At 57.0% G+C, this 14,155-nt stretch carries 11 protein-coding genes; 6 read left to right on the plus strand and 5 right to left on the minus strand.

The features are described 5' to 3' along the window. Positions 1-119 precede the first annotated feature (119 nt). The 5 genes from adk to KW828_RS11770 all read left to right on the plus strand — a co-directional run bounded on the left by adk (position 120) and on the right by KW828_RS11770 (position 4,929). Complete coding sequence (adk, locus tag KW828_RS11750; protein WP_218336520.1) at positions 120-764, plus strand: adenylate kinase; 645 nt, start codon at positions 120-122, stop codon at positions 762-764. 121 nt (positions 765-885) lie between these two features. Then, on the plus strand, positions 886-1,848 hold the full coding sequence (gene hemH / locus KW828_RS11755) for a ferrochelatase (protein WP_218336521.1): 963 nt from the start codon (positions 886-888) through the stop codon (positions 1,846-1,848). 60 nt (positions 1,849-1,908) lie between these two features. After that, entirely contained in the window at positions 1,909-3,213 is a 1,305-nt protein-coding gene (locus tag KW828_RS11760; protein ID WP_129362391.1) for an inosine/guanosine kinase, read from the plus strand. Between the two features lie 157 nt (positions 3,214-3,370). Then, positions 3,371-3,619, plus strand: a complete 249-nt coding sequence (locus tag KW828_RS11765) for a helix-turn-helix domain-containing protein (RefSeq protein ID WP_218336522.1) — start codon at positions 3,371-3,373, stop codon at positions 3,617-3,619. Then, positions 3,619-4,929 (plus strand): type II toxin-antitoxin system HipA family toxin, encoded by a 1,311-nt coding sequence (locus tag KW828_RS11770; protein ID WP_218336523.1) that lies wholly within the window; start codon positions 3,619-3,621, stop codon positions 4,927-4,929. The genes KW828_RS11765 and KW828_RS11770 overlap by 1 nt, the downstream gene beginning before the upstream one ends. Positions 4,930-4,964: 35 nt before the next feature. Here the strand turns inward: KW828_RS11770 and ybaL are convergent, their stop codons facing one another. Both ybaL and KW828_RS11780 read right to left on the minus strand, forming a co-directional pair. Then, positions 4,965-6,641 (minus strand): YbaL family putative K(+) efflux transporter, encoded by a 1,677-nt coding sequence (gene ybaL, locus KW828_RS11775; protein WP_218336524.1) that lies wholly within the window; start codon positions 6,639-6,641, stop codon positions 4,965-4,967. Between the two features lie 232 nt (positions 6,642-6,873). Next, complete coding sequence (locus KW828_RS11780) at positions 6,874-8,091, minus strand: MFS transporter (protein ID WP_218336525.1); 1,218 nt, start codon at positions 8,089-8,091, stop codon at positions 6,874-6,876. A gap of 181 nt (positions 8,092-8,272) precedes the next feature. On the opposite strand from KW828_RS11780, the gene ushA reads away from it, so the two are divergent. After that, a complete protein-coding gene (gene ushA, locus KW828_RS11785; RefSeq protein WP_218336526.1) occupies positions 8,273-9,925 on the plus strand; it encodes a bifunctional UDP-sugar hydrolase/5'-nucleotidase UshA in 1,653 nt (550 codons plus the stop codon). Positions 9,926-10,006: 81 nt separating this feature from the next. Here ushA and ybaK read toward each other — a convergent pair whose 3' ends face one another. The 3 genes from ybaK to copA all read right to left on the minus strand — a co-directional run bounded on the left by ybaK (position 10,007) and on the right by copA (position 14,081). Next, positions 10,007-10,486 carry a Cys-tRNA(Pro)/Cys-tRNA(Cys) deacylase YbaK gene (gene ybaK, locus KW828_RS11790; RefSeq protein WP_218336527.1) on the minus strand — a complete coding sequence of 160 codons (480 nt, stop codon included), beginning with the start codon at positions 10,484-10,486 and terminating at the stop codon, positions 10,007-10,009. A 184-nt stretch (positions 10,487-10,670) separates the two neighbouring features. Beyond that, the gene (locus KW828_RS11795; RefSeq protein ID WP_218336528.1) at positions 10,671-11,480 is read right to left on the minus strand and encodes a TraB/GumN family protein; all 810 of its coding nucleotides are present in this window, start codon (positions 11,478-11,480) and stop codon (positions 10,671-10,673) included. 99 nt (positions 11,481-11,579) lie between these two features. Continuing rightward, a complete protein-coding gene (gene copA, locus KW828_RS11800; protein ID WP_218336529.1) occupies positions 11,580-14,081 on the minus strand; it encodes a copper-exporting P-type ATPase CopA in 2,502 nt (833 codons plus the stop codon). Positions 14,082-14,155 lie beyond the last annotated feature (74 nt).

Here is a 14,155-nt window from a genome sequence, read left to right on the forward strand (position 1 = left end):
CCTGGAATTTCCCATTAACCGTTTCAGCGCCCGGTGCCTTTCTTGAGGCGACGGCGTGATAATGGTATCTTTTAGCGCTTTTTAAAAAAATTTTGATAACCTTTGAGGGGATTTTCGCAATGCGTATCATTCTGCTTGGCGCTCCAGGCGCGGGGAAAGGAACTCAGGCACAGTTCATCATGGAGAAATATGGCATTCCGCAAATTTCCACAGGTGACATGCTGCGCGCCGCCGTTAAATCCGGTAGCGAACTGGGCAAACAGGCAAAAGACATCATGGACGCCGGTAAACTGGTAACCGATGAACTGGTCATTGCGCTGGTTAAAGAACGTATTTCTCAGGAAGATTGCCGCAACGGTTTTCTGTTAGACGGCTTCCCGCGTACCATTCCGCAGGCTGATGCTATGAAAGACGCCGGCATCAACGTGGATTACGTGCTGGAATTCGATGTGCCTGACGAACTGATCGTTGACCGTATCGTTGGCCGTCGCGTTCACGCGGCGTCTGGCCGTGTGTACCACATCAAATTCAATCCGCCGAAAGTGGAAGGGAAAGACGATGTGACCGGCGAAGAGCTGACCACCCGTAAAGACGACCAGGAAGAAACCGTGCGTAAACGTCTGGTGGAATACCATCAGCTGACCGCACCGCTGATCGGCTACTACCAGAAAGAAGCCGAAGCTGGTAACACCAAGTACGTGAAAGTCGACGGCACCAAAGCCGTGAGCGACGTTCGCGCAGAGCTGGCCAACATCCTCGGCTAATGCTTTTCCCCGGTGGTTTCACCGGGGATCTCCCTTCAGTTTTCCCCTTTCACTACAATTGGTTTCGTTTACCTGCAATTCAGCTACAATTATCGCCCGTTTAAAAGGATAAGAGGCGCGAATGAGTCAGGCGAAAACCGGCATCCTGCTGGCGAATCTGGGAACCCCGGATGCACCCACATCCAAAGCCGTTAAACGCTATCTGCGACAGTTTTTAAGCGACCGACGGGTTGTCGATGCCCCGCGTCTGCTGTGGTGGCCGCTGTTACGCGGCGTGATCCTGCCGATCCGCTCACCGCGCGTCGCCAAACTTTATCAGTCCGTATGGATGGAAGAGGGCTCGCCGCTGATGGTTTACAGCCGTCGCCAGCAGCGCGCGCTGGCCGCCCGTCTGCCGGAGATGCCGGTGGCGCTCGGCATGAGCTACGGGTCGCCGTCGCTGGAAAGCGCTGTGGACGACCTGCTCTCCCAGGGCGTACAGCATCTGGTGGTGCTGCCGCTCTATCCGCAATATTCCTGCTCCACTGTGGCTGCTGTCTGGGATGAACTGGCGCGCATTCTCGCCAAAAAACGCCGCATTTCCGGTGTCTCCTTTATTCGCGATTACGCCGATAACACGGCCTATGTGGATGCGCTGGTGAACAGTATTCGTGCGTCCTTCGCCGTTCACGGCGAGCCGGATCTGCTGCTGCTCTCCTACCACGGGATCCCGCAGCGCTATGCAGATGAAGGGGATGATTATCCGCAGCGCTGCCGCGATACCACCCGCGAAGTGGTTTCTGCCCTTGGCCTGCCGCCGGAAAAAGTGATGATGACCTTCCAGTCGCGCTTTGGCCGTGAACCGTGGCTGACGCCGTACACCGACGAAACGCTGAAAATGCTCGGTGAAAAGGGCATTAAGCATATCCAGGTGCTCTGTCCGGGCTTTGCCGCCGACTGCCTGGAAACGCTGGAGGAAATCGCCGTGCAGAACCGGGAATTCTTCCTCGAAGCGGGTGGCGAAAAATATGAATACATTCCTGCGCTTAATGATTCAGCCGATCATATTGAGATGATGGTGAGCCTTACTGCCCCTTATCGTTGATCGCGAAGCGGGCCGCGAATGTGCTACCATTTCCGGCCCAATTCCTCACTGTAACTGACTATGAAATTTCCCGGCAAACGCAAATCCAAACACTACTTCCCCGTCAACGCCCGCGATCCGCTGTTGCAGCAAATCCAGCCGGTCAGCGACACCAGCAATTCCTGGGTGGTGGGCATCGATCAGACGCTGGTGGATATTGAAGCGAAAGTGGATGACGCGTTTGTTGAACGTTACGGGCTGAGCGCCGGACATTCGCTGGTGATCAGCGATGAAGTGGCGGAAGCGCTGTATCAGGAACTGATGCGCGACAACCTGATCACGCACCAGTTTGCCGGCGGCACCATCGGCAACACCATGCACAACTATTCGGTACTGGCGGATGACCGCTCGGTACTGTTAGGCGTAATGTGCAGCAACGTCGAGATTGGCGGCTACGCCTATCGCTATCTGTGCAACACCTCCAGCCGTACCGATTTGAACTACCTGCAGGGCGTCGACGGGCCGATAGGGCGCTGCTTTACGCTGGTAAGTGATTCCGGCGAGCGTACCTTTGCAATAAGCCCTGGCGCCATGAACCAGCTGCGCCCGGAGAGCATTCCCGAAGCCGTGATTGCCGGCGCTTCTGCGCTGGTGCTGACCTCCTATCTGGTGCGCTGCAAACCGGACGAGCCGATGCGCGACGCCACCATGAAAGCCGTGGAATACGCCAAAAAGCACAACGTGCCGGTGGTACTGACGCTGGGTACCAAATACGTTATCGCCGATAACCCGCAGTGGTGGCGCGATTTCCTGAAAGAAAACGTCTCGATCCTTGCAATGAACGAAGAGGAAGCCGAAGCGCTGACCGGCGAGAGCGATCCGCTGCTGGCCTGTAACAGTGCGCTGGACTGGGTGGATCTGGTGCTGTGCACCGCCGGTCCGGTCGGTTTATATATGGCTGGCTTTACCGAAGAGCAGGCGAAACGCAAAACGCAGCACCCGTTGCTGCCGGGCGCGATCCCGGAATTCAACCAGTATGAGTTCAGCCGCGCGATGCGCCATCAGGACTGCCAGCAGCCGCTGCGTATTTTCTCCCACATCGCGCCTTACATGGGCGGCCCGGAGAAAATCATGAACACCAACGGCGCAGGCGACGGCGCGCTGGCGGCGCTGCTGCACGATATTACCGCCAACAATTTCCACCGCACTAACGTGCCGAACTCCAGCAAACATACCTATACCTGGCTCAGCTACTCGTCGCTGGCGCAGATGTGCAAATACGCCAATCGCGTCAGCTATCAGGTTCTGAACCAGCACTCTCCCCGCCTGACCCGCGGCCTGCCAGAGCGCGAAGACAGCCTCGAAGAGGCGTACTGGGAGCGTTGATGGCTGCTCTTTTTTACCGGTACACGCTTTTACACGCCAGTGCCGGTAAAATTGATTTTACACGCGACTGCCGTTAAGATAGGTTTTACACGCCAGCGGCGTTAAAACCACTTCTACACGCTGGTACCGTTAATTAACGTTATCTGAGTCGTCGCCAATGAAAATCACCTCTCCTGAACACCTCGCCATTTATCTCAAAGATGTCCGTAAGGGGCAGGAGCAGTCGCAAACGGCAATAGCGCAGCGCGTTGGCTTACGCCAGGACACTGTCTCAAAATTCGAAAATTCCCCCGCTAAAACGCAGATCGAAACCCTGTTCAGGATCTTATCGGCCATGGAGCTGGAGTTACATGTTCAGCCCAAAGGCACTGATGAGCAGGCGGCAAAATGGGGAGAAGAGTGGTAATGAAAAGCCTGTCCGTTTATATGAATGGATTTCTGGTCGGTGCATTGCTACAGGAAGCCAGCGGTGCCAATACCTTCCAGTATGATCCTGCATGGTTAAAAACGGACGGTGCGCGTCCCATTTCGCTTTCAATGCCGCTGCGAGCCAGCAAATATGAAGGTGAAGTGGTGTTTAACTTCTTTGATAATCTGCTGCCTGATAACCGCGAGATCCGCGAGCGGATCGCCAGTCGTTTTCAGGCCGCCTCTCTGCAACCCTTCGATCTGCTGTACGAGATTGGCCGCGACTGCGTGGGCGCTCTCATTCTTCAGCCTCCGGGAGAGCCCATGTCCGATCTGCGGGCTATTCGTGGCGAAACCCTGGATAAAGCCTCGCTGGATGCAGTACTCAGGGGCTATCTGAGCGCCTCACCCTATCTCCGCCACGAGAGCGCCGATTTTCGTATCTCTATTGCTGGCGCACAGGAAAAAACAGCGCTGTTGCATCATGACGGGCAGTGGCAGTTACCGAAGGGCGTCACGCCGACGACACATATTTTTAAACTGCCGGTGGGTAAGATTCAGGGGCATAGCTTCACCCTTGATTTGCAGGAAAGCGTGGAAAACGAATGGCTGAGTATGCTTATTGCACGGCTATACGGTCTGAACGTTCCCCGCTGCGATATTATTCATACCGCGCGTACCAGGGCGCTATGCGTTGAACGTTTTGATCGCCGTTATGTGGCGGACGGGAGCTGGATCGCGCGTCTGCCGCAGGAGGATATGTGCCAGGCGTTGGGTCTTTCTTCCGTCAAAAAATATGAGAGCGATGGCGGGCCAGGTATCAGCGAAATTATGAAGTTCTTACTGGGCTCAGATAACGCGCAGCAGGATCGTGAAAATTTTATGCGCAGCCATATTCTCTTCTGGCTGCTGGCCGCGAGTGATGGCCACGCAAAAAATTATTCCGTTGCCCTGTTGCCCGGCGGTGGATACCGTCTGACGCCGTTGTACGACATTATGTCGTGTTATCCGTTGATCGGCGGACGAGGCCTGGCGAGGCAGGATCTCAAAATGGCGATGTCGTTAAGCTCAACCGGCAAAGGGAAAAAGTATGCCTGGCAGCAAATTTATCCGCGTCATTTTCTGGCAACCGCCAGAAAATGCGGCTTCAGTGAAGCGCGGATGGGGGAGTTGTTAAAGGAATTCTACGCTAAAACACCGCAGGTATTGTCTGCCGCCCGGCAGCAACTGCCAGAGAACTTTCCTCCCCATATCAGCGATGCCATCTTCACTGGTCTTGCACAGGCTGCACGACGACTGGGGGCCTGATAGCCCCTCCCACAGGGGAGAGGGGCCGCGATACTTTACCCGGTCACCACTTCGCCCGCAGGCGGCGTTTCCAGCAGTTCCAGCATGGTGCGGGCAATTTCACGCTCGCCCATCACCACCTGATTCGCACCCCGTTCAGTGATGTAATCCACCTCATCGTCATAATGCGCCCGGGCGATGATCTCAATGTTCGGGCACTTCTCACGCGCCGTCGCCACAATTTCCCCGGCTTCGTAGCCGTTCGGGATGGTCAGCAGCAGCCAGCGTGCGCAGTCCAGATGCGCCAGATTCATGATCTCTTCATTGGCGGCGTTGCCGAGCACCGCGCGGATGCCGCGCTCGCGCAGTTCATCGACGCGGGAGCGGGAGGTTTCGATCACCACCAGCGGAATACCCTGGGCCATCAGCTTCTCACCCAGCAGGCTGCCAACACGACCAAAGCCCACCAGCAGCGCGTGGTTACAAATATCGACGGGGATCTGCTTCTCTTCCTCGATAGCTTCTTCCAGCGTCTGCTCTTCCAGCGTTTCGGTTTTATCGAGGTATTTTTCCAGGATAGCGAAAAGGATCGGGTTCAGCATAATCGACAGGATCGCCCCGGCCAGCACCAGGTTCTGTCCGGTCTGCGGCAGCAGATCCAGCGCCATTCCCAGACCCGCGAGGATAAAGGCGAATTCACCGATCTGTGCAAGGCTGGCGGCGATGGTCAATGCCGTGCGCGGCGAGTGACCAAACATCCGCACCAGAAAGTAAGCGGCAACGGACTTACCAAAAATAATAATCGCCAGCGTCGCCACGACGGCCAGCGGCTCATCAATCAGGATCAGCGGATCGAACAGCATCCCGACCGAGACAAAGAACAGCACCGCGAACGCATCGCGCAGCGGCAGCGTATCATGGGCCGCCCGGTGGCTGAGTTCGGATTCGTTGAGCACCATACCGGCGAAGAACGCGCCGAGGGCAAAGGAGACGTCGAACAGTTCCACCGCGCCAAAGGCGATGCCGAGCGCCAGCGCCAGCACAGCGAGCGTGAACAGCTCACGCGAACCGGTCGCCGCGCTGCGGGCGAGGATCCACGGCACCAGGCGGCGGCCCACCAGCATCATAATGGCGATAAACGCCACCACCTTACCGATGGTGATACTCATATCCAGCGCCAGCGTGGCGAGGCCGACATTGCCTTTTTCCATCATGCCCGCCACCGCAGGCAGCAGCACCAGCGTCAGCACCATCACTAAATCTTCAACGATCAGCCAGCCAATGGCGATTTGCCCGCGCTGACTGTCAATAAGCTGCCGTTCCTCAAGGGCGCGCAGCAGCACCACCGTACTGGCGGTAGAGAGACACAAACCAAACACAATACCGGTCATCAGTGACCAGCCCATCAGAGACGAGAGCGCCATGCCCAGCAGGGTTGCTACCGCGATTTGTGCGATAGCGCCGGGTATGGCGATGGACTTTACCGCCATCAGATCCTTGAGCGAGAAATGCAGTCCCACGCCAAACATCAGCAGGATCACGCCCAGTTCGGCCAGTTCAGGTGCCAGTTTAGTATCGGCAACAAAGCCTGGGGTAAACGGCCCGGCTAAAACACCCGCTAGCAAATAGCCCACCAGAGGCGAAATGCGTAATTTGTTGGCAAGCATGCCGAGGATAAAAGCGAGCACAAGGCCGCCGACAATGGTGGTGATAAGCGGTGTGGCGTGATGCATCCCATCTCCTTTCGTGAAGGTGTGTATCCATTTGGTTAAAAAAACCAAAAGCCCGGATTACAGTTTATGACAATTTTAACCATTATGTTGATGAATAATTGTTGAATTTTGGTAAAAAGAGCCATCTGTGTTAAAAAACGGGGGATGAGACAGGATCTGAGCCTCACGAGCGTGGCAGGCTGATGGGATGGGAGTGTCGGGCGACCAACCTTACGGTTTGGTCGCCCGTAAACTACGCTTTATGCCGGTTATCGGGCAGGAATATCGTTAAGATCCCCAGTAGCGGCAGGAAAGCACAGATTTTATAGACCAAAAAAATACTCGTATGGTCGGCAACCAGCCCCAGCACGGCTGCCCCAAGGCCCCCCATGCCGAAAGCAAAGCCAAAGAACAGCCCCGAAACCATGCCGATCCGCCCCGGAAGCAGCTCCTGGGCATAGACCAGAATGGCGGAAAACGCCGAGGCGAGAATAAACCCAATGATCACCGTCAAAATACCGGTCCAGTAGAGGGATGCATAAGGTAAAACGAGGGTAAAGGGGGCAACACCAAGAATAGAGCCCCAAATCACATATTTACGCCCAATCTTATCCCCCAGAGGCCCGCCAATCATGGTGCCAGCGGCGACGGCGAACAGAAACGCAAACAGATGAAACTGCGCGTTTTGCACCGATAAGCCAAATTTTTCCATCAGATAAAAGGTGTAATAGCTACTGATGCTCGCCATATAGAAGTATTTCGAGAAAATCAGCATCAGCAGGATGGAAACGGCGAGGATCACCTTGTTGCGCGGCAGCGGATTGATAATTTTCACCGCCGGTTTGCCCTTGTTGACCCGGTGCTGCGCGGCGTACCAGCGGCTCACCTGCGCCAGCACGACGATGGCCAGCAGCGCGGCTAACACGAACCAGGCCACGTTCCCTTTGCGATAAGGGGCGATCACTACCGCCGCCAGCAAAGGCCCGAGCGAGCTGCCAAAGTTGCCACCCACCTGAAACAGGGATTGGGCGAGGCCATGACGTCCACCAGAAGCCATACGCGCCACGCGGGAAGACTCCGGATGGAACACCGAGGAGCCAGTGCCCACCAGCGCTGCCGCCAGCAGCACCATGCCGAAGCTACCCGCCAGCGCCAGCAGCACCAGCCCGCTCAGCGTAAAGCACATGCCAATCGGCAGCGACCACGGCATCGGGTGCTTGTCAGTATAAGCGCCAACTATGGGTTGCAGCAGCGACGAGGCCATCTGGAAGGTCAGGGTGATCAGACCGATCTGCACGAAAGTCAGCGAGAATTCAGACTGCAACAGCGGGTAAATCGCGAGGATCAGCGACTGCAGCATATCGTTAAGCAAATGGGAGACGCTGATCGCGCCCAGAATGCGGAACGAGGTACGCGCCTGCGGCGACGCAGGCGATCCCGACAAGGCCGGAGCTGGTTCACTTATTGCCATAACATTCACTTCTTGTTTGAGTGGTGGAAGGGGCAGGTGTTTATCATAAAGATGACTAATAATTATCTGCCTAACATACCTGTCCGAAAGGTTTGAAGGAAGTCGCAATTCTGAAAACTTATTTGTCTAATATCGTCGGGCACGCTACTTTTTGCGTCTGTTAATGATCAGGGAGAGAAGCATGAAATTTGTAAAGCAGGGCGTTGCGCTGGCGATGCTGGCAGCACTGGGGCTGGCGACGTTGCCGGCTCAGGCTTATGAAAAAGATAAAACCTACAAAATCACCATTCTGCATACCAACGATCACCACGGCCATTTCTGGCGTAATGACTACCGTGAATATGGTCTGGCAGCGCAAAAAACGCTGGTGGACGGTATTCGTAAAGAGGTCGCGGCAGAGGGCGGCAGCGTACTGTTGCTCTCCGGCGGCGATATTAACACCGGGGTGCCGGAATCCGATTTACAGGATGCCGAGCCCGATTTCCGCGGCATGAATCTGATTGGCTATGACGCGATGGCCGTCGGCAATCACGAATTTGATAATCCGCTCAGCGTGCTGCGCCAGCAGGAGAAGTGGGCGAAATTCCCGTTCCTGTCTGCCAATATTTATCAGAAAAGCACCAATGAACGGCTGTTCAAACCCTGGGCCATTTTCAAACGCCAGGACTTAAAAATTGCGGTTATCGGCCTGACCACAGATGACACGGCAAAAATCGGCAATCCTGAGTATTTCACCGACATTGAATTCCGCAAACCGGCAGAAGAAGCGAAGCTGGTGATCCAGGAGCTGAATGCCAGTGAGAAGCCGGATGTGTTGATCGCCACCACTCACATGGGGCACTACGACAACGGCGAGCACGGCTCCAATGCGGCGGGCGATGTGGAGATGGCGCGCAGCCTGCCAGCCGGGGCGCTGGCAATGATTGTGGGTGGTCACTCACAAAATCCGGTGTGCATGGCCTCGGAAAACAAAAAACAGGTGGATTACGTGCCGGGGACGCCGTGCGCGCCGGATCGCCAGAACGGTATCTGGATCGTGCAGGCGCACGAGTGGGGCAAATACGTCGGCCGGGCCGATTTTGAATTCCGCAACGGCGAAATGAAAATGGTGCGTTACCAGCTGATCCCGGTCAACCTGAAGAAAAAAGTGACCTACGATAACGGCGAGAGCGAACGCGTGCTGTACACCCCGGAGATCCCGGAAAACGCACAGATGCTCTCCCTGCTGACGCCGTTCCAGAATAAAGGCAAAGCGCAGCTGGGGGTGAAAATTGGTAATGTGAATGCCCGTCTGGAAGGCGATCGCAGCAAAGTGCGTTTTGTGCAGACCAACATGGCGCGTCTGATCCTGGCGGCGCAAATGGCGCGCACTACGGCAGATTTTGCAGTGATGAGCGGCGGCGGCGTGCGTGATTCCATTGAAGCTGGCGACATTACTTACAAAGACGTGCTGAAAGTGCAGCCGTTTGGCAACCTGGTGGTGTATGTCGATATGAGCGGAAAAGAGGTGAAAGACTATCTCACTGCCGTGGCGAAGATGAAGCCGGATTCCGGTGCCTATCCGCAGTTTGCCAATGTCAGCTTCACGTCAGCCAACGGCCAGCTTAACGATCTTAAAATCAAGGGCGAACCGATAGATGACGCCAAAACCTACCGCATGGCGACGCTGAGCTTTAACGCCACCGGCGGCGATGGCTATCCGCGCATTGACGAGAAGCCTGGCTACGTAAATACCGGCTTTATTGATGCGGAAGTGCTCAAGCAGTTTATCCAGCAGAACTCCCCGCTGGATGCCGCGACCTTTGAGCCGAAAGGCGAAGTGGTCTGGCAGTAATCCTTTCTCTTGCCCTCTCCCGGAGGGCTGAGGGAACGGCTCTTTCTCCCTCTCCCTGGGGAGAGGGCCGGGGTGAGGGGCCTACTCGCGGCGGGCAATATCGGCGAATTTCGCATTAAGGATCCTCGCCAGATCCACCGCCGCCAGTTCTATATCCAGCCCGCGTTTGCCACCAGAAACATAAATGGTGGCAAACTGCTGCGCCGGGGCATCGATCAACGTCGGCAGGCGTTTTTTCTGCCCTAACGGACTGATACCGCCCACCAGATAACCCGTGGTGCGCTGCGCCACCATCGGATCGGCCATATCCACTTTTTTCGCGCCCAGCGCTTTCGCTACTTTCTTCAGATCCAGCTGTCCGGCCACCGGCGTGACGGCAACGGCTAAGTGCTTCATGTCGCCATTTATCGCCACCAGCAGCGTTTTATAAACCTGATCGGCATTCAGGCCGAGCTTGCGCACCACTTCATCGCCAAAATTCGTTTCACTGGGATCGTGATCGTATGCATGAAGCTGAAAAGTAATGTTGTTTTTTTCCAGTAATTTAACGGCGGGGGTCATAAAAATCCTTCTTACCACTGAGGTTTCATGCGGCCAGCATACGCCTGGCCGCATGCGCAAAAATAGTACCATCTTGCGCAATAGTGTTGGCAGTAGCGCTAACTTTGAGCGACAATTAGCGCTCACTGGCGTTAACGCCAGAACTACAATAATGATGAAATTCCTCTTTGACGGGCCAATATAATTATTGGCCATTTTTTTGCCGCAACAACGCCGGCAAATTTCCCTCTCCATACAGATGCAGCGCGCCCGCCGCCACCACATAATGCCCCGGCGGCAACGCCAGCAAATGCTCACACCACGCTTGATTACGCTGATGCATCAAGATTTCATACAGCGGTTCGCTGAAGGTCGAGGGCAGGGCCACATCCCGTTCTTCCGGCGGGGCATTCATCCACCAGCCGATCATCACCTGCAATAGCCTGGCATTGGTATGCCAGTGCTGGAGCGTATCCAGCAGCAGGGCTTTGCCGTCATCAGGCAACTGGCTCAGCAGATCGATTTGATTTTGCGTGCCTTCCAGTTCCATCACCGGCAAGGCGGCCTGTTTTGCCACCTGTAACAGCTGATAATCGATGCCGAAATCCGGGCGCAGGCCCAGCCGCTGTGCCTGGGTAGCCTGCAGGACCAGCGCAATTTTCCAGGCCGGTTGATCGTCAAACATCGTGGGGGAGAGGGATAACGTCTGTAATAGCGTCTCCAGATCGTGCTGTTCCGCCTCCGTCAGCCGTTCAGCCAGCGGTGCGCAGGGCGGAAGATCGTTAAACGGCGACGCCTGACCGGAGACATCGGCTTCGACAATCAGCGCCCTGGCCTGCCGAAGCTTTTTTAGCAAGCCGATGGGCAGGGGAGCCATGTCGCGCGTTCCCATGTGGATGCTGCCGACCAGATGCAGATAACGCCCGCCGGGCAGCGTCACGTCAAGCGCGGGCCACGGGTAGCGGGGTTCCCGCAGTGCGTCAAACCAAACTTTTAACCGGCTAAACAGGCCCATACACGCTCCCGCAAAAGAAAGGACCATGCTAGCGCGCAGGGGAGATGGGTGCAAATCGTGTAATGGCTGCCCTCTCAGCGAGAGGGCAGGGAGGGCGGATCAGGCTTTCGGTTTATAGCGCAACAGACGGTTGGCGTTGCTGACCACGGTAATGGACGACAGCGCCATCGCCGCGCCCGCAACGACCGGGCTTAACAGCGAGCCGGTAAGCGGCCACAGCACCCCGGCGGCAATGGGAATGCCCAACGAGTTATAGATAAACGCCCCCAGCAGGTTTTGCTTCATATTGCGCAGCGTCGCGCGGGAGATATCCAGTGCATCCGCCACGCCCGTCAGGCTGTGACGCATCAGCGTGATAGCCGCCGTTTCGATAGCGACATCGCTGCCGCCGCCCATGGCGATCCCCACTTCCGCCTGCGCCAGCGCCGGGGCATCGTTAATGCCGTCGCCGATCATCGCGACCTGGCGGCCTTCCTGCTGCAATTTTTTAATCGCATCGGCTTTACCGTCCGGCAGCACGCCGGCGATCACCTCGTCGATCCCGGCTTCCTGCGCAATGGCTTTAGCGGTGATCGGGTTATCGCCGGTGAGCATCACCAGTCGGTAACCGGCCTGGCGCAGACGAGCCAGTGCGCTTACGCTGTCGGCGCGCAGCGGATCGCGGATCGCCAATAGCGCCACCGCGTTACCATCCACCGCCAGCAGCACCGGCGTGGCCCCCTGCGACGCCTGAGCCGCCATCGCTTCATCAAGTGCGGCGGTATCAATATGCTGCTGAGTAAGCAGCGCCTGATTACCGAGCAGCAGCGCATGATCTTCCACCGTACCGCTGACGCCCAGCCCGCCGAGGGTACGGAAATCGCGCACTTCAGGCAGCGCCTCATCACCGGCTTTTTCCACAATCGCGCGGGCCAGCGGATGACCGGAGCCTTGCTCCAGCGCTGCCGCCAGGCGCAGCACCTCGCGCTCTTCATACGCGCCGCTCAGGGTAACGGCGACCACCTGCGGTTTACCTTCTGTCAGCGTACCGGTTTTATCGAATACCAGCGTATCCACCTGGCTGCCGCGTTGCAGCGCATCGGCATCGCGCACCAGCACGCCATATTCAGCGGCGCGACCGACGCCAGCGATAATCGACATCGGCGTGGCCAGCCCCAGCGCGCACGGACAGGCGATGATCAGCACCGTGGTGGCGATCACCAGCGTATAAACGATTTGCGGCGCAGGGCCGAAGACATACCAGATCGCGCCGCTGAACAGCGCAATGGCGACCACCACCGGCACGAAAATAGCGGAGATTTTATCCGCCAGTTGGCCGATTTCCGGCTTGCTGCTCTGCGCCTGGCGTACCATACGAATAATGCGCGACAGCGTGGTGTGGCTGCCGACGGCACTGGCTTTAAACAGCACGCTGCCATCGGTCATCACCGTCCCGGCGTGCACCGCATCGCCCTGACTTTTTTGCAGCGGCACCGGCTCGCCGGTGAGCATCGCCTCATCCAGCCAGGCTTCGCCCTGGGTGATCTCGCCGTCCACCGGCACGCGATCGCCGGTGGTCAGCCGCAGGATCATGCCGGGTTGCACCTCCGCCAGCGGCAGCGTTTTCTCTCCTGCTTCAGTGACTACCCGCGCGGACGGCGGCGTTAAGTCGAGCAGGCGTTCCAGCGCTTTTGACGAGCGCGCCCGCGCCCTGGCTTCCAGCATATGGCCGAGGTTAATCAGGCCGATGATCATCGCGCTGGCTTCATAGTAGAGGTGGCGGGCTTCCATCGGGAAGGCATGCGGCCAGAGGTTGACGGTCATCGAATAGAGCCACGCCACGCCCGTGCCGAGCGCCACCAGCGTGTCCATGGTGGCGGTACGGTTTAACAGGCTTTTCCAGGCGCTGCGGTAAAAATGCCCGCCCGCGAATACCATCACGGCGAGGGTGATGACGCCAATGACCAGCCACAGGGTGCGGTTGGCATCGGTGACCATCATGTTGTCACCCATCATGCCCCACACCATCACCGGGATACCCACCAGCAGCGCGACAACGGCCTGCCAGCGAAAACGTTTTAAGGTCGCAAGGGCGGTTTCCTGCTGGCGTTCCCGACGTTTAACATCATCTTCGATGATCTCCGCGCCGTAGCCGGCATTTTCCACCGCGCTCACTAATTCAGCGGCGGACGCGCTGCCCATCACCAGCGCAGAGCGCTCCGCCAGATTGACCCGTGCCTGGGTGACGCCCGGTACCGCCTGTAAGGCTTTTTGCACGCGGGAGACACAGCTGGCGCAGCTCATGCCGCTTAACAGCAACTGCTGGCTGTCTTGCAGGTCATCTGCTGCCGGAAGCTCAGGTTGCGCCGCTGTCAGTGCTTCCGACGGGAGTGATGACTCTGCCAGCGGTTTAGCCTTTGGGTGGTCGAGCGTCGCCCCGTATCCGGCTTGTTTAATGGTGTCGATAAGCTCCGCCGCGCTGGCGCTGCTAGTCACCTCGGCATGGGTGATGGTCACTTCCGCCTGTTCAACGTCAGGGCGCTGCTCCAGACTTTCTTTGACCCGTTTTACGCAGTGGCCGCAGGAGAGGCCCTCCAGCGTTAAAGCGATAGTTTGCGACATAATTAAACTCCTGTAATTTCGGTTGAATCAATAATGACATTGATTACAGTTATAAAGGTTAAACCTTCCATCAA

Origin of the sequence: Enterobacter sp. ENT03 (genome assembly GCF_019218745.1) — a bacterium.
In the GTDB taxonomy this organism is placed as follows: Bacteria; Pseudomonadota; Gammaproteobacteria; order Enterobacterales; family Enterobacteriaceae; genus Enterobacter_D.